The 21,536-nt window shown below is 68.3% G+C and carries 20 protein-coding genes; 13 read left to right on the top strand and 7 right to left on the bottom strand.

All coding sequences use genetic code 11. From position 1 onward, the window contains the following. Positions 1–22: 22 nt before the first annotated feature. Positions 23–244, bottom strand: a complete 222-nt coding sequence (locus tag H6726_13620; GenBank protein MCB9658683.1) for a DUF3095 family protein — start codon at positions 242–244, stop codon at positions 23–25. 179 nt (positions 245–423) lie between these two features. Here H6726_13620 and H6726_13615 point away from each other — a divergent pair, with 179 nt between their 5' ends. The 5 genes from H6726_13615 (at position 424) to H6726_13595 (ending at position 6,868) form a co-directional block, all read left to right on the top strand. After that, complete coding sequence (locus H6726_13615; GenBank protein ID MCB9658682.1) at positions 424–648, top strand: hypothetical protein; 225 nt, start codon at positions 424–426, stop codon at positions 646–648. 286 nt (positions 649–934) lie between these two features. Further along, entirely contained in the window at positions 935–1,519 is a 585-nt protein-coding gene (locus tag H6726_13610) for a hypothetical protein (GenBank protein MCB9658681.1), read from the top strand. A 226-nt stretch (positions 1,520–1,745) separates the two neighbouring features. Beyond that, positions 1,746–3,764 carry a putative metal-binding motif-containing protein gene (locus tag H6726_13605; GenBank protein ID MCB9658680.1) on the top strand — a complete coding sequence of 673 codons (2,019 nt, stop codon included), beginning with the start codon at positions 1,746–1,748 and terminating at the stop codon, positions 3,762–3,764. 99 nt (positions 3,765–3,863) lie between these two features. Further along, positions 3,864–4,475, top strand: a complete 612-nt coding sequence (locus H6726_13600; GenBank protein ID MCB9658679.1) for a class I SAM-dependent methyltransferase — start codon at positions 3,864–3,866, stop codon at positions 4,473–4,475. Positions 4,476–4,606: 131 nt separating this feature from the next. Next, positions 4,607–6,868, top strand: coding sequence for a hypothetical protein (locus H6726_13595; GenBank protein MCB9658678.1), 2,262 nt, complete (start codon positions 4,607–4,609; stop codon positions 6,866–6,868). Between the two features lie 79 nt (positions 6,869–6,947). On the opposite strand, the gene H6726_13590 is transcribed toward H6726_13595, so the two are convergent. Beyond that, positions 6,948–8,897: a hypothetical protein gene (locus H6726_13590; GenBank protein ID MCB9658677.1), complete on the bottom strand. Its 1,950-nt coding sequence runs from the start codon at positions 8,895–8,897 to the stop codon at positions 6,948–6,950. Between the two features lie 452 nt (positions 8,898–9,349). Between H6726_13590 and H6726_13585 the strand changes: the two genes are divergently transcribed. Together H6726_13585 and H6726_13580 are read left to right on the top strand one after the other, a co-directional pair. Beyond that, positions 9,350–10,741 (top strand): hypothetical protein, encoded by a 1,392-nt coding sequence (locus tag H6726_13585; protein ID MCB9658676.1) that lies wholly within the window; start codon positions 9,350–9,352, stop codon positions 10,739–10,741. After that, complete coding sequence (locus H6726_13580; GenBank protein MCB9658675.1) at positions 10,714–11,073, top strand: hypothetical protein; 360 nt, start codon at positions 10,714–10,716, stop codon at positions 11,071–11,073. Before H6726_13585 ends, H6726_13580 begins: the two co-directional genes overlap by 28 nt. A gap of 48 nt (positions 11,074–11,121) precedes the next feature. Here H6726_13580 and H6726_13575 read toward each other — a convergent pair whose 3' ends face one another. Beyond that, positions 11,122–12,279, bottom strand: a complete 1,158-nt coding sequence (locus tag H6726_13575; protein ID MCB9658674.1) for a hypothetical protein — start codon at positions 12,277–12,279, stop codon at positions 11,122–11,124. Positions 12,280–12,417: 138 nt separating this feature from the next. Between H6726_13575 and H6726_13570 the strand changes: the two genes are divergently transcribed. From H6726_13570 to H6726_13555, 4 genes are all read left to right on the top strand, one after another. After that, positions 12,418–12,909, top strand: a complete 492-nt coding sequence (locus H6726_13570) for a histidine phosphatase family protein (GenBank protein ID MCB9658673.1) — start codon at positions 12,418–12,420, stop codon at positions 12,907–12,909. A gap of 76 nt (positions 12,910–12,985) precedes the next feature. Further along, on the top strand, positions 12,986–13,348 hold the full coding sequence (locus tag H6726_13565) for a DUF503 family protein (protein ID MCB9658672.1): 363 nt from the start codon (positions 12,986–12,988) through the stop codon (positions 13,346–13,348). Positions 13,349–13,588: 240 nt separating this feature from the next. Continuing rightward, positions 13,589–14,926 (top strand): hypothetical protein, encoded by a 1,338-nt coding sequence (locus H6726_13560; protein ID MCB9658671.1) that lies wholly within the window; start codon positions 13,589–13,591, stop codon positions 14,924–14,926. 113 nt (positions 14,927–15,039) lie between these two features. After that, on the top strand, positions 15,040–15,912 hold the full coding sequence (locus H6726_13555) for a hypothetical protein (GenBank protein MCB9658670.1): 873 nt from the start codon (positions 15,040–15,042) through the stop codon (positions 15,910–15,912). 78 nt (positions 15,913–15,990) lie between these two features. Here H6726_13555 and H6726_13550 read toward each other — a convergent pair whose 3' ends face one another. The 4 genes from H6726_13550 to H6726_13535 all read right to left on the bottom strand — a co-directional run bounded on the left by H6726_13550 (position 15,991) and on the right by H6726_13535 (position 19,890). Then, on the bottom strand, positions 15,991–16,422 hold the full coding sequence (locus H6726_13550) for a hypothetical protein (protein MCB9658669.1): 432 nt from the start codon (positions 16,420–16,422) through the stop codon (positions 15,991–15,993). Between the two features lie 56 nt (positions 16,423–16,478). After that, entirely contained in the window at positions 16,479–18,086 is a 1,608-nt protein-coding gene (locus tag H6726_13545; protein MCB9658668.1) for a hypothetical protein, read from the bottom strand. Positions 18,087–18,465: 379 nt separating this feature from the next. Then, positions 18,466–19,002, bottom strand: a complete 537-nt coding sequence (locus H6726_13540) for a hypothetical protein (protein ID MCB9658667.1) — start codon at positions 19,000–19,002, stop codon at positions 18,466–18,468. A gap of 24 nt (positions 19,003–19,026) precedes the next feature. Then, entirely contained in the window at positions 19,027–19,890 is an 864-nt protein-coding gene (locus tag H6726_13535) for an FRG domain-containing protein (GenBank protein MCB9658666.1), read from the bottom strand. Positions 19,891–20,273: 383 nt separating this feature from the next. Between H6726_13535 and H6726_13530 the strand changes: the two genes are divergently transcribed. Together H6726_13530 and H6726_13525 are read left to right on the top strand one after the other, a co-directional pair. Further along, positions 20,274–20,798: a hypothetical protein gene (locus H6726_13530; GenBank protein ID MCB9658665.1), complete on the top strand. Its 525-nt coding sequence runs from the start codon at positions 20,274–20,276 to the stop codon at positions 20,796–20,798. A gap of 89 nt (positions 20,799–20,887) precedes the next feature. Then, positions 20,888–21,536: IS630 family transposase (locus H6726_13525; protein ID MCB9658664.1), on the top strand; the 649-nt coding region annotated here is incomplete at its 3' end.

Raw genomic sequence — 21,536 nt, 5'->3', positions numbered from 1 at the left:
AATCCAGACGGATGCCCCTGCTTCAACGACCCTCGAGCTGCGCCTCGAGCTGCTTCGCCGCCCGCGCGTATCCGCCGTTGGCGCCATCGACGAGGTGCACGTGGTCGCCGTCGTACCCGTCTATCACGCACGTCATCAACGCCGTCTCGGATGTCTCGATGCCGAAGCACGAGTGCCCCGCCGCGCGCTCCGCCGTGAGGCGCTCTCGCAGCCGGACGAGCGCCTCGGGGGACGCGTCGAGCACCACGCGCAGCGTGTCGTCCCGTCGCAGGGGCGGCGGCTCGTGCTCTTGCGCGAACGAGCGTTCAGTTCCGAACCGTTCCTGGAAACCCGGAGCGGTTCAGTCGTGTACGGCGCACCGAATTCCTGGAAGACTACGACTCGCACAGCCGTTCCCGGCTGCACCGCAGCGAGGGAGACGCGATGACCATCGACCAGTTCACGATCAAGCCGCTCGACATGTCGACGTGGAACGCGTTCGCGAGACTGGTCGAGGCGAACAACGGCATCTTCGGGGGCTGCTGGTGCGTCGGCATGCACCCCGAGGAACGGACCCATCTCGACGCGCCGGAGCCGCACCGCGAGCAGAAGCTGGACCGTGTCGGCAAGCATCGCTGGGTCGTAGTGCGCGACGTCGCCCCGGCTTGATCTCGACCCCGGTCGCTTTGGTCCGTCGGCTGGGAGTGCGGAGGACCGCGTGACGATCGCGCTGCGGGGGCTTCGCGCCGGGAGCCGTGCGGTAGCGTTGGAACGATCCGTGCAGGCCGTCCCGACCGGACGTACGGTGAGGAGCCAAGAGTGGCTTCTTCGGTGAGCTGCGTCCGAGCTCGCGCCACCCGGCGCACTGGAGTGATGGATGACCAAGCAGAATGCCCAATGGCCCACTCGGACCCACGCATCGTCGTGGGTCACATTGTTCACGATGCTGGGACTGATGTGGACAGCCGTTCCCGCTGCCGCACAGTCCGATGGGAGCAGCTCGGAGCAAGCGCCCGCTGCCTGGGACCCGCCGCAGACGGTCGAGACGTCGCCGACGTTCGCGGCGCCCGCGGCGGCCGACTACGGTCCGCGGTTCCGCTTCGGCGTGTCGGGGGGCGGCGGCGCGGAGTTCGTCGACGGCCTCAGCGCGTGGATGGTGGGCGTCGACTTCCGGATCGGCCTCCAGATCAACGAGATGATCGCGATCTACGCCCAGCCTCACCTCTCGTTCGGCAAGTTCGGCGGCACGGGTTCCGGACTCGCCGGGACGACCGGGACGTTCGCAGTCGCGGCCATGGTCGATCTCACGTTCAGCGACATGTTCGCGGTCGCGGGCGGCTTCGGCTATGGCGTGTTCAACAACCCTAGCGGTCCGATGCTCGCTCTGCGGGGCGCGTTCTACCCGCTCTCCAACCGCGACGAGGTGAGCGGGCGTCGCCGTGCGCTCTCGGTGGGCGTCGACCTTCGGACCGTCTTCCTCGGGTCCCCCTACGGCACGGGTGTCCACCTGCTCGCCACGGTGGGCTACGAGGCGTTCTGACGCAGCCCACAGCCTCCGGTACGCCGGGGGTGCTTGAGACCTCGGAGCGCGCGCTCCGGGGTCCCCGCTCCGCAGCGCCGCGTGGATGGCCGGCCAGCCGGCCCCGCATCGAAGTTCATGCGGCCCTTCCCAGGACATCGCAGCCCCCGGGGGTCGAGGGGCGCGTCAACTTCGTCCATGAACCAAGGGGTTGACTCTGGTTCGTGGCAAGGTTGACAGTGAACGCATGGGAACTGTGTCAGAGCGGGTGAAGTCCTGTGGTGCTGCGGGCTTCTGGGGGGTCATGCTCATCGCGTCGGGCTTCATCGTGGGGTGCGAAGGCGGACCCTCACTCGCTCCAGACACGGGGTGGGTGTGTGAGACCGCCAGCCAGTGCGAGGACGGCCTCTTCTGCAATGGCGTCGCGTCGTGTGATCCTTCCGACCCGGCGTCGGACGAGCACGGCTGCGTGGAAGGTTCAGCCTTGTGTCTAGCGTCCCAGGTCTGCGATGAGGCGCAGCGCCGTTGTCTGACGACCTGCGGGACGGTGCGAGACGCCGACGGGGATGGTCACGACGCCGTCGAGTGCGGCGGCAACGACTGCGATGACGCGGACCCAGACCGCTTCGTGGGCAACCCCGAGGTGTGTGACAGCGTGGGGCACGACGAGGACTGCGACCCCACCACGCTGGGGAACGACAACGACGGTGATGGCTACGTCGACAGCGTGTGCTGCAACCGGCAGACCAGTGGATTGCTCGCGTGTGGCTTGGACTGCGAGGACGAGAACGACGAGATCAAGCCTGGCGCGCCAGAGATCTGCAACTTCAGCGACGACGACTGCGACGGAACCGTGGATGAAGGGCTCCAGTCGATTGACTACTACCCGGACTGTGACGGAGACCTCTTTGGCTTCGGTGCCGGACGCTCGGCCTGCACGGTGCCTAGTGAACCTCCGGTCGTCTGCGCAGGACGGCCAGGGGCCGGCTGGTCGGAACGCGCGACCGACTGTGATGACAACGACCGGCTAGTAAACCCCAACCGCGCGGAGATCTGTGCGGGAGGAGTCGATGACGACTGCGACGGGTTTCTCCATCCGAATGAGGACGCCGATGGCGACGGTTGGATCAACACGTCGTGTGGCGGCACCGACTGCGACGACAGCGAAGCGAACACCTACCTCGGAGCCCCCGAGCTATGTGATGGCGAGGACAACGACTGTGACGGAAGCGCCGCGGGCGAAGACCTCGACGGCGATCAGGAGCTCTCCACGACCGCCACCTGTTCGGGCGGACCGCGCGCCGCGCTGCCTCGCACCGACTGCGATGACGCCGACCCCGCAACGGGGGACACTGCGGTCGAGCTATGTGATGGTCGCGACAACGACTGCGATGGCACTCCTGATCAGGTCCCCAGCGCCAGCCTGGCGTGCCCCACGGACGCCCACGCGTGTATCCGGGGGGAGTGCCTGCAGTGCGCGGACTGCGACCTGGTGGGCCCAGACAGCACCTATTGGTATGTGCTGTCCGAGCTGCGCACGGTGGACGATGACGGTGTGAACTTGGATGGCGGAGGTGGAGAAATCGGTTGTGGGGATGACTTCGACTCGCCCGATGGTACGCGCACAGGCATCGACAATCAGGTGGCCGTCATCTCGGACACCTTGGACGACCTTCTGTCCGGCGGCGTGGAGTCGGACCTGACCCCAGCCTTGACCGCGTCGGAGCTCATTTGGATGCTCGAGCTCGCCGGGGTCGATGGGTGCAATGACGCGGAGGTAACGCTCCGCATTTGGCTGGCTCGCGTGCCGGTTGGCGTGGGGGCTTTGAGGACGTCTGCGGGCCGCCTCGCGGGAGGCCAGACGGTGGACCTCGTGGGCGCGCTCCCGCTTGGTTCATTTCACGGCGCGCTCGATGGTGGGCGACTCATCGCCAACGGTGGGCACTTCCACCTCCAGGTCGATCCGGCTGAGCACGGTGAGCTCGCCGCTGTGCTCTTTGGTGCCCCACACATTCAAGCAGGAGTCTCGGCGTGTGCAGAGCGAAGCTCGTTGTCGGGGGTCCTTGGTGGAGCGGTAGAGGTCGAGGCGTGGATTCAGTTCGTGCTCGAGATGGTCGGCAACGGGTATCAGCTACTCGTTCGAAGTTTCGCGAACATGTTCATCGACTACGACCTCGCGCCCTACCGAAGCGGGTGCGAGGCCATCACGACAGGTTTCGCCCTGCACGGCGTCAGCGCGCAGGTTGGCGTGCAGTGGGCCGAGTAGCGCGCGTTGCCGTTCACGAGGCGGCGAACATGTGTGGCACGGTGAGCGACTGCACGACGACCACCAACGAGTCTGGAGCAACGCCTCTGAAGTGGCGCTATGGGTCTACGTCCACGCTCGCCCGAGACGAGCTGGCGGACGCGTAGCCGCACGCGGGACCACGACGTCAGTCAGAACATCGACGCGCTCTTGAGGCATCTCGAAGGCGAAGGGCCGCATCGGATCCTCGATGTGGGCTGCGGCCCCGGCCGCGACCTGCTGCGCTTCAAGCAGCTCGGCCACGAGCCCGTGGGCCTGGACGGGGCAGCGCGCTTCGTGGCGCTGGCGCGCCTCCACTCGGGCTGTGCGGTCCTGCACCAAGACTTCTCGAGCCTGGACTTGCCCGCCGAGTCGTTCGACGGCGTCTTCGCGAACGCCTCGCTCTTCCACGTCCGGCTCCGCGAGCTCCCGCGTGTGATGCGCGAGCTTTGGACCACCCTGCGGCCCGGGGGCGCGCTCTTCAGCTCGAACCCGCGCGGAGACAACGTCGAGCAGTGGAACGGCGAGCGCTACGGCGCCTACCTGGATCTCCCAACCTACCGCGGCGTGCTCGTCGAGGCCGGCTTCGTCGAGCTGGAGCACTACTACCGTCCCCCGGGACAGCCGCGTGAGCTCCAGCCGTGGCTCGCATCGGTCTGGCGCAAGCCCCGCGCTCACAGCCCCGCTCCATGACCCACGACGATGGCGGAACGCTTCGCCCCGCCCTTCGAACGAGAAATTCACCCGCCGATTGAATACTGGCCGAGCAGCCGGCGTCGGCGCCCGGGTCGAGGGCGAGGCCTTCGTCGGAAGGACGAGCCAACATGGTGGTCGGAAACTCTCGAGGCGCGCAGCGTCTATACGTCGCGGTCGCGATCCTGACGCTGACCCTCGGATGCGGTGGCCCCAGCGCCGGCGGCAGTGACGGTGGCGCCTCGGGCGACGGTGGCCCCTCGGACGCCGGGATGGATACGTCGACGCCGGGAGGGGACGCAGGCCCGGACGTGGGTCCACCCGTTTCGTGCCTGTCCACGCAATGCACCATCGACGGCGCGTGCGTGGATGACGGCGCGCTGGCCCCAGGAGGATGTGGCCGGTGCGACGTGGGTCGCGACCCGTCCGGCTACTCGCCCGCGGACGCGACCCTCGTGTGCCGCGCGGCGGTCGGCGCGTGCGACGTGGAAGAGCGCTGCGACGGTCTGAGCCTCGACTGCCCCGTCGACGCGTTCGCCGCCACCGACGCACCCTGCGGGGACCCGACCGCGACGGCCTGCGACGCCCCCGATGCGTGCGACGGCGCGGGGGCTTGCGTCCCGCGCTTCGTCGCCTCCGGCACTTCCTGCGGAGGGCCCGACGAGGTCGTGACCGAGTGCGATGGCGCCGACGTCTGCGACGGCGCCGGGAGCTGCACGTTGGGCCTCGTCACTGCCGGGGCGCCCTGCGGCGACGAGACCAACACCGCCTGCGACGCCGCGGACTCCTGCGACGGCGCCGGGAGCTGCTCACCCAACTACGCGCCAGCCGCGACCCCCTGCGGCGTGGACCCCGGCCCAGGCGCGTGCGTCCTTTCGACCTCCTGCGACGGCGCCGGCGCGTGCCCAGCCCCGTCGCCGGTGGCCGACGGAACGTCGTGCGGTGCGGGCGAGCTCCGCTGCTTCGACGCCACCTGCGGCCCTCGCGCATGGATCGGTTTGGGCCCCGTGCCCGCCCCTGCGAGCGGCGACGACATCCGGCCCCTGGCCCTCGTCACGCGTGGTCCGCTCTCGTTCCTCGCCGTGTGGGAGGTCAACGCGAGCGCCGCCGGTTTGGACTCGAGTACGTACGAGAGCGGGTCGGACACCTTCGGCGCGCCCGCCGCGATCCCCGGTGCCGGCTTCGGCGGGTCTTCCGCCACGTTCGGCGGGGTCGACTTCGACGCGACCGGCCGAGGCTCGATCGTCTATGTGCTCGGCAACGCGGTGTACGGCTCCGAGCACGCGGCGGGCAGCGGGTCGTGGGCTCCCCCGGCCACGGTCGGTTCACCGGCCACCGTCTCACCAAAGCCCGCGGTGGCGGTCGGCGACGACGGGTCCGCGCTCATGGTCTACGCCTACTCGACGGGGGATATGAACAACCGGCCGGCGCTCGTCGCCGCGTACCGCGACAGCAGCGGCGTCTATTCGCCGTTGCCGCTGACGACGGGCGCCTACTTCCGAGATCGCCCGCACGCCGTCGCGTGGCCGTCCGGCGACGTGGCCGCGATCTGGCTCCAGGAAGCCGTAAACGGTTCCGTCACGATGCGCGCGCGCGCGCGCCTCCCGGGGGCAATCACGCCCGGGTGGCAAGCGGAGTCCGTGGGGCCCGCCACGTCTCCCGAGTCCCTCCGCGCCATCGCCCTGGACGACGGGCGGCTCCTGGTGGTCTACGTCGAAGCGGGGCAGACGGGGGCCAACGCGATCGCCACGACGATCTGGGATCCGTCGGCCGGCTCCTGGACGACCCCTCAGTCTCTCGGCGACGCGACGGCGGAGGTCCCTTACGGCTCGCTCGCGCTCGCGTCCAACGGCGACGAGTCCGCGGTGCTCGCGTGGGTCGGGAGGCTCTATGCCCCGCCGCAGTACGGCTGGCAGCCGATTCGGGACGAGTATCGGATCCGGGCTCGTCGATTCGACGTCGCGACGGACACCTGGGGCGGCCCCATCACGGTCGTCGAGAACGAGAGCGCGTACACCACGAACGTCGGCCAGCTGAGCGCGATCGAGGGGCTCCAGGTCGCGATGAACACGTCGGGGGACACGCTCGTGGGGTGGGTGCACGAGAACAGCCTCTTGGACGGAGGCGCGCGCGACACGCAGCTCGAGGTGCGCCGCTTCGTCCCCGCGGAGGGGGCGTGGGCGGAGCCCCTCGACCCAGGGCCCGGGGACTCGGAGCTGCCTGGGAGCGGGTGGTGGGCGCCGGTGACGCTCGCGTCGCAGTCGGACACACCGCCCTTCCCGCTCCACACGCCCCGGATCGCGCTCGACGACGAGGGCTACGCCGCGGTGATCTGGGGTGTGGGCTACGGGCGCACCGGCACCGACGGCCTGGGGTCCGCCGTGTATCGGTGAGCGACGGCACTCAGCCGATGCACCGATCCTCGAGCGGAGCATCCTAGGTCCACGCCCCGTTTCGTAGGCCCACCGACGGCTACGGAGTCAGCACTTCCCAGCGCTGCCCAGGGACGTCTTGGCAGTCCGCCATGTAGGCCCCACCTGCGTGGAGCGCCAGGTTGGTCGGCACGTTGGCGTCGAGGCACTTGGTGCTGCCTTGCCACTCCGTTCGAAGCCGGAAGAAGTTGCCCTCGGGGACGAACTCCCAGGATTGTCCGCTCGCATCGCTGCACGCGGTGACGAACGACGCCCCCTCACTGGTGGCGCCAACGCTCTCGTTGCCTTCGAGGCAGTCGCCCGTGGATGCGGCGAGCAGGTGGAACCAACCGTTCCCGACGTCCTCTCGCCCCCAGACCGTCTGAGCGGAGGGCGTGCAATCCGCCATGTACGCGGCGCCGGAGTGGGAGCCATCCCCCGACGGGGCGTTCGCGTAGAGGCACATGGGCGTGCCCTGCACGTCGGCGCGGAGCTGGATGCGCTCGAACCCCGTCGTGACGCACGTGTCCGTGGCGAGATCGCAGCTCGACAACGCGTCGCAAGCGACCTCGGTGGGGCAGCGGCCCGCCTGAGCGTCCGCAAAGTCGATCCGCACGAGGTAGCCGCCCTCGCGCTCCGCCACGACATTCACGGACACCCCGGAGGCGAGATGCGTGAACGTGGGTGTCTCCAGGTTGAACGGCGCGTTGTATAGCTCACCGCAGCTCGCGACGATGGATCTCTCGCTCGCTTCCGCGCGCACCACGTAGAGCTCGGGGGCCCCCGACCCGACGTCGCCTTCGGTGTCGGCGGTGTACACGAGCACGCCCTCCTTGCACCCGCTCCGGACGCTGTCGGCGTCTACCGCCTCCGCGACCAGCCACTTCGTCGGTCCAATGCGGACCCTCACAGACCGGGGGCCGCGGTCTCCCGCGATCGGCCGGATCACCTGCTCCACGGAGTGGGCACGAGAGTCCACGCAGTCGACGTCCTCGGGCGGCATCCATCCCAGCAGCTGTCGTTGATAGCCGAGAAGTTGCGAAACCGGCTCGGATCCTTCGGAGCCACTCATGATGTCCCAGCGCCCAACGTACCGATTGGTGTAGTCCCCCGCGCTGTAGCCGGGTACGTCGTAGAGGTCGGGGAGACCGAGGAGATGTAGGAACTCGTGGGTCGCGATCTCGGCGCCATAGTGCGGCGGCGCTTGGTCGTACCAGATGTCGGGCCCTAGATTCACGATGAAGCGGGTCTCCGCGCCATCCGCGATGCGGGAGGCGAAGCCCCACGCGACCTTGCTTCTCGCCTCGGTGGGGGTGGCGACGAAGATGGCATCGTAGAGATCGAGGTCCACCTCCGCGGCCGCCACCTGCAGGGCATCGGACAACATCTGCGTGCGATTCGAGTTGGGATACGTCGAGGTCGGATTCGGCATGCGCAGCCAACGGTCGATCGGTCGCTGCAACGCGATGTCGAGCGTCCCGTTCGAGAGGGTCGTGACCGCGTCGGACATCCAGGGCTCGACCACGTCGAATACGTCTTGGACGGTGGCAGCGGCGATCGCGTCCGAGAAGTCGATTGCGATCAGCAGCGCCCGCGCCGAGCCTGTAGACGCGATGCTATTCGGATAGAGCGCTCTGAGCTCACAGGGGCTGGGTGCCGTGCAGACGATGTCCCAAACGAGCGGGGTGAGGGAGCCGTCGACCACGTTGATCTCACGCTCGGTGGTGCCGTTGACGGTGCAGTGACTGCGGAGGTCGGTGAGTCGGAGGGAGTGTGAGCCGGCCGCGAGCGAGACGGTGACGGTGGCATCCGTATGCCGTTGCCAGTCCGTCCCATCCGTGACCAAGACGAACCCGTCCGGGTCCGCGCCGGCGCCCGTGACCCGGAACTCGACCGCCACTCCCGTGGACGCGCCCGCGTCGCCACCGGGAGGGGTGGCGTCGCTCCCCCCGCAGGCAGTGATGGAGAGCGACGCGAGCAGCGCCAAGAGGGGGGATGTGGTGTGCTTCATCGTGTAGTCGAGGCTGGAATCCGTGCGAACAGCCCCCGCGACGCTCGTCTCCGACGGTGACGAGGACCACGCGAAAGCGGCGTCCTCGCCAGATGGTGAGAAACGATGCGTGAATCTATCTGGTCCTCGATGCGGTGGCGAGCCGAATGCCATAACAACCGGCCGCAGGACGGCCAGCACGGTGGCGTACGCATCATCTGGGGCGCGGGTCGCTAGCATCCCTCGAACGCCGCCGGTGACAGCTGACGCCTGCCGCCCCCTTTGGCGCACGGCGGCAACCACGGCATGGTATGGCCACGGTTCCCTCTCCCCCCTTGCGACCGGACGACGCTTTGTCACATCCCCCCTCCTCTTCCCGCCGATGGCTCTGGGCCACGTGCATGCTGTTCTCGTTGGCGCCTGGGTGCGGGTCGGGTCCAGGCTCGGTGGAAGACGCCGGAACGGACGCCCGCGTGCCAGACACTGGACCACGCGACGAAGGTGTCGCCGACCTGGGTGACCCGGACGAGGGCCCCCCGGCTCCGACCTGCAACGACCTCACCCAGAACGGCGACGAGACCGACATGGACTGCGGGGGCGAGTGCGGCGCCACGTGCGAGGTGGGTGAAGGCTGCGTGGACGACGACGACTGCGAGTCCGGCCGCTGCACGCTCGACCACTGCGAAGCCACGTACACCGTGGGTGGCACGGTCAGCGGGCTCGTGGGAACCGGGCTGGTGCTCCAGCTGGCGTCCGGCGAGCCGCTCAACGTTACTGAGGACGGGGAGTTCACGCTGCCTGGGCGCCTACCCGCGGGCGCGTCGTACGCGGTGGAGGTCGCCACGCGGCCGAGCGCGCCGGGCCAGGAGTGCACGCTGTCCTTCGAGGCTGGGCAGGTCGGGAGCGAGAACGTGACCAACGTGGCGGTCACCTGCATCACCGACACGTACGGCGTGGGCGGGACCGTCAGCGGCCTGCTCGGGGCCGACCTCACCCTGCAGAACAACGGCGCCGACGACCTTGTGGTGACAGGGGACGGCCCCTTCACCTTCGCCACCGAGGTCGCCGAAGGTGCCACGTACGAGGTGAGCGTGAGCGTCCAGCCCCACACCCCCACCCAGGCCTGTGTAGCGGCGAGCGCGAGCGGCTCGGTGGGCGCCGCGCCGGTGACGTCCATCGCGGTGACGTGCACCACCCGCTCCTTCACCGTGGGTGGCACCGTCTCGGGGCTCACCACCGACGGCCTGGTGCTGACCAACTCGGGCGGTGACTCGCTGAGCGTCCCCAGCGGTGCCACGTCGTTCGTGTTCGAGACGACGGTGTCCAGCGGTGGGAGCTACGACGTGGAGGTCGCCACCCAGCCCGCAAACTTGTTCTGCGAGGTGAGCGCAGGGAACGGCGACGTGACGAGCGGCCCCGTCACGAGTGTCAGCATCACGTGCGTGACGTGCGGGGACGACTGCTGGGGCGAGACGGGCTGCATGACCCCAGCAGGGCGCTGCGTGCGCTTCTCATGCCGTCCGGGGTCGTCGGGACCCTCGTTCTGCGACACGTGCCTGGGTTGGGCCGAGGTCTCGTACGACCAGTGGATGAACCAGGGCTACTGCGGCGACGTCATCGCCACCTACCGCGCTCACTACGGCCAGGCGACCGCGTGTGGCGGCGGGCCGAGCTGCTGCGGGTCGGCGGCGGCGTGCGCCGGCACTGACAACGCGTGGCACTTCTCCGACGGGACCGCCACCCGCTACGTTGGCCCCTGCCTGGGTTGCGCCGACAACACCAACTGCAGCAACTGGGACGAGGTCGCCGGCAACACCGCCTACACGCGCATCACCGCGTGCGAACGGGTGTTGTCGGGCCCCTGAGCCCGGCGTGCGTCGAAGTCGTCCGGATCAAGAACAAGTGCGAGTACGAGAAGGAGCTGACCGTTCTGCCGACGTGGCGGATCGGATGCTGCTACGCCGGGAAGGGTCACCGACGTCAGGGCGTCGCCACGGCAGGACTCGCTGGCGCGCTCGAGCTGGTCGCTGGAAGCGGCGGTGGCAGGGTCGAGGGGTATCCTGAACCGGCGGGCGACGTGCCCGCCGGATTCCTGTACCACGGCGCGTTGTCGACCTTCGAGGCCGCGGGCTTTCGCAAGGACCGCAAGATCGGCAAGCATCGCTGGGTCGTCGTGCGCGAAGTCGCCCCGGCTTGATCTCGACCCCCGCTCGCGATGGCCCGTCGGCTGGGACGGCCGGGGGCGTCAGTCGAGGCCCTGCCCGGTGAGCGTGGCCGCGATGCGCTCGCGCACGTCGTCTGCGGGCTCCTCGTCTCGCGCCAGCTCCAGCGCCGCGGCGGCGCCTGGCGGCCAAGCGCTCCGTGGCCACGCGGCGAGAGTGCGGACCGCCATGTTGCGGTTGCGGACGACCGGGCTCCGCAGCGCCGCGTGGATGGCGGGCCAGCCAGCCCCAGGGTGGCTCGCGAGGTCCGGGACAATCGCGTCGAGGCAGGCGTGCACCGCGAACGCGGAACCCAGCCCGAGCTCGTCCGCAGGGCCCGTGGCGATGGCGTCGAGGGGCGCGGCCCGGTCGTCCGAGTCCAGCGCACCCTCGACCGCGGCAGCCCACTGCGGATGCGCGAGGAGGGCTTCGACAGCCGTCGCGAGGCGCGTGCGCCGCTGGTCGGTCCAGCCGCGCGCCTCGAGCGAGTCCCACGGTCGGTCGTCCACAAGGAAGCCCCTGAGCTGCGCGAGCGCCACCAGCCACGTGAGCGAGAACGCCCCACCCGCCAAACGCGCCTCCACGTGGTCGAGGAAGCGCTCGGAGGCCAGCGCACCGTGCTCGTACTCGGCGAGATCAGGCGCGGGACCCCCCGTCACCAGGGCCGTGAGCAGGTCCGCCGCACCGTCCAGGAGCGCGTCGTCCAACGCGCCTGGTGCGTGCGCGAGGGCCTCGGCGAGCCCGCCCGTCGTCGCGCAGACGTGCGCGAGGTACTCGTCCATCACCGTGTTGCGGAACCCCTCGCGCAGCAGCCACGCCTTGATGGCGGGGTCGTCCGTGCCGGACAGCCGCTCGACCGACTGGATGCGCCCCCACCCGCGCGTGCGCTGCGCGAGCTCCCAGAGGGTCTGCTCGCCCAAGTCGGGCCGGTTCGCCATGGCGACGACCACGAAGAGCGCCAGCTCATCGTGAGCGCCCAGCGTCAGGAGGAGCTCGCGGTCGTCCGTCCCCTCGACCAGCCCGACCAGCAGCACCCCGAGCTTCACCATCTCCCGCTCGGTCGCGCGTGTCGCGAGGGAGCCGTCCAGCGCGCCCGGGGCCCAACGGATTTCACCGTCGGGCTCTGGGGTGTCCGGCAGCTCGTATCCGTCAGGCAGGCTCCCGTCCGGTGCTGCGGCGTCCCGCAAGGCGTCGTGGCGCACGCCAGGGCGCCTCGAGGTCGTCGAACCGTCGCCAGCGCCTCAGGAAGCTGTCGAAGAGTCCCATCGACAAAACGTAGCGCATCGCGGCGGTGCGGTGGCGCTAGCCTTTCGGTCTCCATCCGGAACAACGAGGCCACCGTGAATCGACGACTCATCATCATGCGGCATGCCAAGAGCGCCTGGCACACCGACGCCGCCACGGACCACGACCGCCCGCTGAACGAGCGCGGCCAGAGAGACGCCCCGCGCGTCGCTTCCGCGCTGGCCGAGCTCGGCTGGTCTCCCGAGCTCACCGTGAGCAGCGACTCCACGCGCACCCGCCAGACCTTCGAGCTCATGCGTCCAGCCTTCCGCGGCCCCGTGACCGTGCGGTTCACGCGCCGCCTCTATCACGCCAGCCTCGACGCCGTCCGAGACGAGCTGGCGGACGTGGGTGACGCGCTCCGCACCGTGATGGTCATCGGCCACAACCCCGGCTGGGAAGAGATGCTCGCCCGGCTGTGCGGCCAAGACCGACGCATGACCACGGCCAACGCAGCGCTGCTGACCATCGACGCCCCCAGCTGGAGCGACGCGCTCGACCGCTACGCGTGGACCCTCACGCGTTTGCTTCGCCCGAAGGAGCTCTGAAGACCGACCGCGTCCGAGCGGGTCCATCATGGTACAAGGAGGGCTACTCCAACAAGTCGCACCAGCGACACTTCGCATGGTCATCGGAACAGCACGCATCGTATTGGGGATTTGGGGCAACGACTCACTGAAGGGGAAGCGCAAGGTCGTGCGGCGGGTCATCGACCGCGTGCGCCATCGCTTCAACGTCGCGGTGGCCGAGGTCGCCGACATGGATGAGCACCGCCGCGCGGTGCTCGGGTTCGCCGTCGTCAGCAACTCGGAGCGCCACGCGACGTCCATGATCGACACCATCATCGCGCAGGTCCGGCTCTCCACCGACGCGCCGATCATGGAGCAGCGCATGGAGATCCTGCACCTCGGCAAGGGGGTCGAAGAGGACTGGGACCTCGATGCGGAAGAGGCGCTGCTCCGAGACGAAGAAGGGCCGCGGAGCTAACCAGGTCACCAGCGCCGCCTAACTAGAAACGACGCGGTCCGGGATCGAGGCATCCCCCCCGTCAGGCGCCGATGGAACTTCGGTCAGACCCCGCTGTCAGACTCGCGAGAACATGCGCGAGCGCCTCGAGAGCATCCTTCGTCTGAGCTTGTTGCACGCGAGCGTCGGTGCGCTTCTCTGGGTCTGGGTCGACTGCGTGAGCTACGACGCGTTCGTGGCCGTGCTGATCCGGTCTCTGCGATGAACGGGGACTACGTTCCCCCTCCGGCAGGGATCGACCTGGACGTGCCCGCGAGCGACATCGCGGTGTTCCTGGTCGCGGCGGGCGTCTGCTGCGCGGTCGCGCTCAGCGGGTCCGGGGGTCGCGTGGGGTCATCGGGTGGCGTTCGGCGGTCTGCGCTGGGGGCGCTGCTGTTGCTCCTGCTGGTGGGGGGAGCGAACCACTGGCTTCGCCGGCGCATGTACGCCGCCCTACTCCCGAGCGACGCGGGGTTGTGGTGGACAGGCTACGTCGAGCTCGCGACGGCCCACGGTCGGAGCGGTGCTCTCTGCGTCGGCGCTTGCGCCGTCACGGTGGTCTGGTGCCTCGCTCGGCTGTCGCCCTTCACGCTGCACCTCGGCCGCGGGCTGGGGGCGGTGCATGCCGTGCCGAACGCTCACGTCCTCGTGCTACATGCGGCGGTGCTGGTGGTCGCGCTCGGAACGCTGAGGTTCACCGCCGAAGTTGGCGGGCTGCCCGAGGTGTGGTCCGTCCCCTACCGCGACCTGCTCTACGCCCGACGGGTCGCGCACGAACGCCTGTACGACGCGAGGGGCTGCGCCGCGGCGCTGGTGCTCGTGAGCTGGATCATGGGCGTGAGCGCCGCGCTCAGGTCCCCGTCCGCACGCGAAGACGGTCCGCGCACCGTCTCGCGATGGGCAGCACGGCTGGCGCTGCTCGCCGTCGCGTCGTTCGCCTTCGGCACCACCCGAGACGTTGCCGCCGACGCCGCCAGCCTGGGTCCAGACACCATCCATCTGCAGGACATGGTCCCGCACCCAGGGCAAGGCGAGTCGTTCGCTGCGTGGGTCCACGCGCGGTGCCCCAACCCCTCCCTCGGTCGCGCGGACGGGCCGGTCGTCGAGTTCGTCCGCGGTTCCATGCGCATCGATGGAAGCCCAGTAGCGGACGCGTCAGCCCTGCGCCGCGAGCTGCAGTACTGGCGGGCCACTTGGTTCGTGCTGCATCCCGGAGACCCTCACCATCCGCTACCCCTCTACATCGCCGTCGCGGCGGACACACCGCCAACAGCCATCGCGACCGTGCTGGACGCAGCACGCGCCTTCGACGCCTGGCAGCTACGAGGGCGGTTCGAGCTTCACGAGCCCGTGTGGACCCGAACGCTGCCCCCGCTCGAGCAGGTCGTCGACTGCTACGTTCCGTTGTCGCGCGCCGCGCTCATGGCGGCGCGACCGAATGAACGCCTCGTCGACGTCGTGCGGGCTACGGACGGCCGCGACACAGCCCTGGCTGGAGAACCTCGGTCCCGAGCCCGGCCGTCCGCGTCGTCCCCGCGACCTGCAGCACGTCGTCGATGACCTCCGAAGCGGCTCGCCGAGTCACCGCGCTCTGAGGGCAGCTGTCGGTATTCGGCGCCGTGGAGCTCGCTCGTGGAGCTCGGCCGGACCTGCGGCGTGCTAGATTCGGCCCCATGAGGCCCTGGGTACGCGGATGGATGGTGTTCGTGGCCCTGGCCTCGCTGGCCGGCTGCGACGGGGTCCCGGCCTCGAACCCGGACGCGCGCGTGGAGCGTGAGGACTTGTTGCTGTATCCGGGGGCGTGCTTGGAGATGCGCGTCACGGGCGTGGTGCAGCTGGAGGATCTGCGTGTACGCAGCGACAGCACCGTCGTGAGCCAAGCGCTGCGCGAAGAGCGTGGCGGCGAGACCTCGCTGACCGTCTGCGGGCGCGCGGTGGGTAGCACCCGCGTGGACCTGCTGAACGGCGGCGCGGTGGTGGACTCCGTGTTCGTGGAGGTGCTGGAGGTGGGTCTCTACCTGGGCGCTGCGCAGAACAACTTCCCGGACGAGTTCCCGGTTGTTCCCGGGCAGGTGGGGCTGCTGGTGGGGCGCCGCGCGCTGCTCTACGTGGTGGTGGCCGCCAGCGATGGGCGCATGTTCGACGTGCCGTTCGAAGACACGTTCCAGCCGGTCTTCGCGCCACCCGTGGAGCTCCGGTCCGTCGTGGGCTTCCTCGTGGAGCCCATGTCTCCGGAGGCGGGCGTGTTCCCTGTCCGGCTGGTGGGTGAGAACGAAGAGCGCGCAACCGAGCTGGTGGTCGTTCTGCCGGAGGACATCGATCACATCGAGATCGCGGCCATCGAGGACCGCAACGGGAACGGGAGCTACTCGGTGACGGGTGTCACCGCCGACGGCCTGCACATCCTCGGGTTGGACGCCGAGCTGACGGCGGACGGCGTGCTGCTGGACAACACGCTCGGCCGCTGGCTCTTTCAGGGCCCCTCGCCGAGCGAGGTCGTGTCCGTGGTGGCCGAGTGGAACGGATTGAGCGCGTCGCTGCCATAGCGCGCGCAGTACGCCGCCGGCCAGCTGCGTCGAGACCGCAGAGGGAGGCACGGAGCGCGCCACGCTGGGCGGCCGCCACTACGTCATCAGGCTTCTGGCAACGTTCGCGAGGTACGTGACGGGAAGCTCCCCGCTTTGCGCCGTGTGAGGCAACGCGGACCAGTGTTCCGCCCGCTCACCTATTGCCGCTTGCTCGCGTTGTAGGTGCTGTACGATGCCGGCGTCTGTGCCGGCGAAACGTGAAATGTACTCGTAGAATCCGGTGTCGCGCCTGCCGTCGACAGCGCGCGCTGCGATTGCGTCGCGCGTCAGATTCAGCGTTAGAACTTTGGCGCCCACCGCAGCAAGCCGCTGGTCGATCTCGTCGAATGACTCTCGCCTCAGCACCCCTGGCCTCACTGATTGTGTCAGGTGAAGCGTGTCTATGGCGACGTCACGGCCACTCCCTGCAGCTGCTTCAATCACGCCCAGCACTCTCCTCAGGAAGGCGAGATTAATGTGGTCGGTCAACGTGCCGCTGTCCTCAAAAGGTACCAACTCCGCATAGGGTGTGATCCATGGCCCGGTCAGGCAGCCAGTTGAAGGGGCTGCGCGCTGGGGTCGGATTCGGATGGCGCTGGCGCTGGCTTGAGTGTGCGCGTCGCGAAGGCGCCGACGAGTAGCGAGGAGATGTCGTCGTGCCGCCAGAACTCATCCCAGCGACCGCAGAGGCGGAGCATGCGCAGGTTGAAGACGGCCTGGGAGGTCTCTGGCAAGCAGCGGATGCCCGCCACCTTGAGGCGCGTCTGGCTGCCGGTGCGGTGCAAGGACTCCATGGCGCCGGAGCCGATTTGGTAGCCGCGCGGGCGCCACTGCTCGTAGTCGATGCGGTCAGCGTTGTGGTCGATCGCGTTGACCAGCCTGTCGTGCTCCTCCTTGGCGCGCTCCGGAACGACGCCTTCGGCAAGGAGCTCGAGGAGTCGGTCGGCTGCGGGAGCGCGCCGACGTCGACGAGCATGGGGCGCATCGTCGGGAGGCATCGTCGGGTCGTCGATGGGTGCGGACGGGCGCTTGCGGTGACCTCGGCGGGGCTTGGGCGTCTTGGGCTTCTTGCCGCGGCTCTTGCCGAAGAGGGCGTCCAGCGCTCGCTGATAGAACCGCTTGTTGGAAGCCGTGCCCGCGAGGAAGCGAATCGTGGCGTACTTCGCGAGGGCCTCGAGCAGATGGTAGGCGTCGAGCAAGACGACGGCCTTGGGGAAGAGGGGGACGATGCGCTCCTTGATCCACGGCGCCCCGTCCGTCACCAGCACCACTTGCACGTTCAGCCCGTTCGCCATGCGGCCATCCGCTGTCACTCGGCCCGTGTCGCGGAGCCACTCGAACGTCTCCTGGACCTTCTCGCAGTCGCCCCACGTGTACTCGCCTCCGAGGTGAATCGTCGCGCCGTTGTGCCGGTCGATGCACCACACGCGAATGCCGTTGGCCATCTTCCACTGCGCGTCCCAGGTGTCGTCCACGTAGCTGCGCAGCGCGTGCGCGTCCGTCGACGCGTACAGCAGTGGCCGGCCCGTCTTCGGGTCGCGCGTCGCACGGGTCAGCAGCAGCTCCTCGATGTCGTTCGCCGTTCGGTAGGTCCACTCACGGCCTACAAGGCTGCCCACCGCCACCATGTGGCGCGCGATGGTTGTGTCCTCTCGATACGCCGCGCCGTGCGTGAAGAACGACAACGCGTCCTGCGCGTAGCGGAACGGGTGGTCGCTTCCGAGTCGGCTCTCCCACTCCAGCAGCAACTCCGACGAGCGACAGTGCTTGAACAAGGGCAGTACTACCGCCTTGGCGGGTGTGTGGGTCACCGTCGCCGCCGCGCTTCGGTCTCGGTACGCGAACCACGGAAACGTCACTGGACCCAGCGTCGTGCTCAACGTGCCGTGGTAGTCGCGGTCGAGCCGCAACGTGACCTGCTTCGCGTCGAGACCGCGCTCCTCGACGTCTCGCTCCGTCGCGCGAGCACACATGCGGCTCAGCCCCGCAGACATCAGCGAGCGTCCGAACTCGATAGAGGTCTTCCACACGTGCTCTTCGAGCGCGCGGGCCGTAGCGCCGTCGTCCACCGCGCGGAGCATCGTCACAAGAGCCTGCTGGACAGCGGCGGTGGCCTCCTCCTTGACCGCCTGATCTTCCGGAGCGTACAACATCGGCTGGTGGCGCCTTCTGAGGCGTGGTGCCTCGGTGGGGATACGAACGCCACCTCCTACCAACTCCCCCCGGTCACGTCGATCCCCTCAGACGGCCTCCGTGACCGGGTCATGAATCACGCCCCTCCGCATAGGTTTCCTTCTGCGATAGCGTGCGGACACCTTGGTCACCGCCCAGCGCCCGAAGCAATGTGGTTTTTCCCGCCCCACACACGCCTTCTATCAGCAACACTCCCAAAGTGCTCTCCCGTTTCGCCCACAACCGGGTGGACGCTTCCTGGCCAGTGTCCCCCTGCCGAGGGCTCATAGGAAACATGAAGCTCCTCCGGGAGGTGTCGGCGGAGCGCGTCAATGGGTTGAGCCAGGGGCCGCTTGAGTTCTATGTCTGCTTGGCGCCGAGGGGCAGCGCGCCCGGGAGTACGGACATCGACTTGGTGATGCGTGGTGGCGTGGGCGCCATGAAGTCGGCGTCGCCCGCCAGCAGCAGCTCGGTGAGCGGCATCGGCCCGGTGGGATCGACGGGGTTGATGGCGACCACAGCGGGCGGTCGTCGGACCTGCGGACGCCCCTTCACGAAGCGCTCGGGGTGAGCGTCGAACGCGGTGTCCATCGCGCGCTGACGGGTGTTGGCGATGGCCTCGATGCGACGGTAGAAGACGTCGGCCGGCGTGAAGCGGGCGAGGCCGCTGTGGCGGTGTGCGTCCGCGTACCAGGCAAAGAGCTCCGCGAACCAGAGTCGCCCGTGCGCGACGTCGCGGAAGCGGCCTGGGTAGTCGGTGGAGGGCTGTTTGGGACGACACGCGCCGACTGCAGTCCGCAGGGCGACGACGAGACGCGGCGCGCGCCATGTGTTCCTGGCGCTCGTCGTGCTCGCGCTGGCGGTGCGCCTCGCCGTGCCGGGCAGCCCGATGGACATCCGCGACCGACTCGGCTCAACCGTCTAGTCACTCACGGACGCCCGATACTTGATCAATCCGTGCGTGTCCGGAAACAGGCGTGCATGCGTGAGGCCGAATGAACGCTCAAGCGTCTGCCGAATTTGAGCTCGCGTACCCATCTCGACACGAACCGTGAACATGATATTTCCTGGGTGAGTCCCTGAGACGGATGTTAGACCACAAATGCGACGCAACTGGTCCTCGTTAACCGCGGTAATTGGAACCGAGGCGTAGGCTCGAACATTCGCTGGTACCGGACCGAAAAGAAAACACCCATGCTGACTCGCCATTCGCGGATCAATCGGGCTCGCATTCCAGAAAAGGGCCTGCCTGCCGTGTTCTCCCCAATCTTCGGACCAAGGCAACTCAGATTTGTAGTGCCACTCTGACGGGACCTCCCGTGAGGTGCGCGTCACTCCCGCACCAGTGTTGGACGTGTCCACTACAACGACCCGGCTATCCTTGAGGCCATCGTACTTTGGGTCCTGAACAGCAAACCAGAGGCCGACAAGCGCGTTGTGCGAGAAGTCGATGAGGCGTGTGGCGCCCTCGTGGTGCTGTATCACCGCAAGGACATCAAGATCAGATAACCGTCCTTGGGCGGATTGACCAATATGCCACGTGCGACGCGCGGTCCGCAGTAGCTTGGCCTCTTCGGTGCGCAACTCGATCTCGGTCCGGCGCACTCGGCCATCGTCGCTAATATCGCGGTACATCTTGCTATGAAGTGCATAGTTGGCGTTCCCAAGTCCACGCCAAATGAACTTCCACGGAACGTAGCTCGCCGGAGGGCCGTGATACGCTGTCTCTACAAAGCTGAAGAACTCCGCGAGAGATTCACTATCACCTCGCCCGTGCCGTCCCACGAATTCATTCGAAACATTGCCCGTCTCATTGGATCGCTCCCTCGCGTCGTGAGACGACCGCTACTACCTTTTGGGTTTAGGTGGAAGGGTTTACCGTTTCTTCAGGGGACGAACGGACGTGCCTCATCGATGGTTTCCGGATGAAACGTCGTCACGGACATCCGTCCCAACCAGGCCCCCAGACCTCGTTCATGTCGAGCCCTGCGGACATGGTGGTCTACGGCGGGTCGGCGGGCGGCGGGAAGAGCTACGCCACGCTCCTGAAGGCGGCGCAGTACACTCACGTCCCTGGCTAAGCCGGCTTCCGGCGCGAGGCCGTGGAGCTCATCGGCGGCGGCTCGTTCTGGGAGGAGTCAGAGGGGCCCTGCCCAATCCTCGGAGGCGTGCGGTCCTCGACGCCCGTGCTCAAGTGGCGGTTCGCGTGCGGGGGCGGCGGGTCCTCGCTCATCGATTTCCTGCATCTGCAGCTCGAGAAGCACAAGCTCGACCACCAGGGGAAGCAGTACGCCGCGATCTTCTTCGACGAGCTCACTCACTTCACGCGGGGGCAGTTCTGGTACCTGGTGTCCCGGCTCTACTCGACGTGCGGGGTGCGCCCCTTTCTACGCGCGACCTGCAACCCCGACCCGGACTCGTTCGTCCGGAAGCTGATCGACTGGTGGCCGCGCGGCTTGGTCATCCCGAGCGCTCCGGGGTCGTGCGGTGGTTCGACGAACGAGCCATTGCGCGACGCGTTCTTCCTCGAGGCGACGGCTTCCCCGACTGGTAGCAGACGACCACATCGACGTGGTCTCGAGCGCGATGCTCGAGCTGACCGAGCGGTTCAAGCACCTGCACGCGCGGGAGGCGTGGAAGAACGCAGTGGTCTAGCACCCGCGCTTCGCCGGGAACTAGTGCCGCCTGCCTGAAGTGCGATCCGGGTTTCGGATTAAAATAGATCACGGGGGCCGGGCGTTAGGTGGTCATGGCGAGAGGACCCAAGGCGACCCCATTGACCATGTCTCGCCGGATCCGACGCGAGCTGAAGCTCCTGACCCGTCGGCAGCGTGCTCCCTTCGTCGAGGTGCAACGGGCCCGCTTCGTGTTGTTGGCCCGCGACGGGGTGGGCACGTCCTCCATCGCGCGCAGGGTTGGCTGCGACGAGCGCACGGTCCGTAAATGGAAGGCCAGGTTCAGAAAGAACCCGCGGGTCGAAGTGCTGAGCGACCTTGCTCGCTCTGGACGTCCGATGAAGGTCACCATCGCGACACGGTGCGAACTCGTGCAGCTCGCTTGCGAACGCCCCGACGGAGTCACGGCTCCATTCAGGGAGCTCTGGACGTACAACTCCTTGGCCGATGCGCTGCATGCGCGGACGGGGTGCCGGCTGAGCGAAAGCGAGGTCGGGCGCATCCTGCGGTTCGAGTCGCTGCGCCCTCACCGTGTGAAGCAGTGGCTGAAGAGTCGAGACCCCGACTTCACCGCGAAGGCGACGTGTGTGTGCGACCTCTACCTCAACCCGCCGAAGGATGCGGTGGTCTTGTGCGTGGACGAGAAACCGATGCAGGTGCTCGAACGCTGCCACCCGAACCACGTCGGCGCCGACGGTCATCTCCGCCGCGAGTACGAGTACAAGCGTCACGGAACGCAGGTGCTGTTGGCAGCCT

This window comes from Sandaracinaceae bacterium, from assembly GCA_020633055.1.
In the GTDB taxonomy this organism is placed as follows: Bacteria; Myxococcota_A; Polyangia; order Polyangiales; family Houyiibacteriaceae; genus JADJJE01.
This window is presented reverse-complemented; position numbering and strand designations above follow the sequence as displayed.

Bases quoted from the DNA above. Each gene is read 5' to 3' on its own strand.
- H6726_13615 (MCB9658682.1), top strand. From the start codon at position 424: ATGACCATCGACCAGTTCACGATCAAGCCGCTCGACATGTCGACGTGG.
- H6726_13610 (MCB9658681.1), top strand. From the start codon at position 935: ATGTGGACAGCCGTTCCCGCTGCCGCACAGTCCGATGGGAGCAGCTCG.
- H6726_13605 (MCB9658680.1), top strand. From the start codon at position 1,746: ATGGGAACTGTGTCAGAGCGGGTGAAGTCCTGTGGTGCTGCGGGCTTC.
- H6726_13600 (MCB9658679.1), top strand. From the start codon at position 3,864: ATGGGTCTACGTCCACGCTCGCCCGAGACGAGCTGGCGGACGCGTAGC.
- H6726_13595 (MCB9658678.1), top strand. From the start codon at position 4,607: ATGGTGGTCGGAAACTCTCGAGGCGCGCAGCGTCTATACGTCGCGGTC.
- H6726_13590 (MCB9658677.1), bottom strand. From the start codon at position 8,897: ATGAAGCACACCACATCCCCCCTCTTGGCGCTGCTCGCGTCGCTCTCC.
- H6726_13565 (MCB9658672.1), top strand. From the start codon at position 12,986: ATGGTCATCGGAACAGCACGCATCGTATTGGGGATTTGGGGCAACGAC.
- H6726_13560 (MCB9658671.1), top strand. From the start codon at position 13,589: ATGAACGGGGACTACGTTCCCCCTCCGGCAGGGATCGACCTGGACGTG.
- H6726_13555 (MCB9658670.1), top strand. From the start codon at position 15,040: ATGAGGCCCTGGGTACGCGGATGGATGGTGTTCGTGGCCCTGGCCTCG.
- H6726_13545 (MCB9658668.1), bottom strand. From the start codon at position 18,086: ATGTTGTACGCTCCGGAAGATCAGGCGGTCAAGGAGGAGGCCACCGCC.
- H6726_13540 (MCB9658667.1), bottom strand. From the start codon at position 19,002: ATGTCCATCGGGCTGCCCGGCACGGCGAGGCGCACCGCCAGCGCGAGC.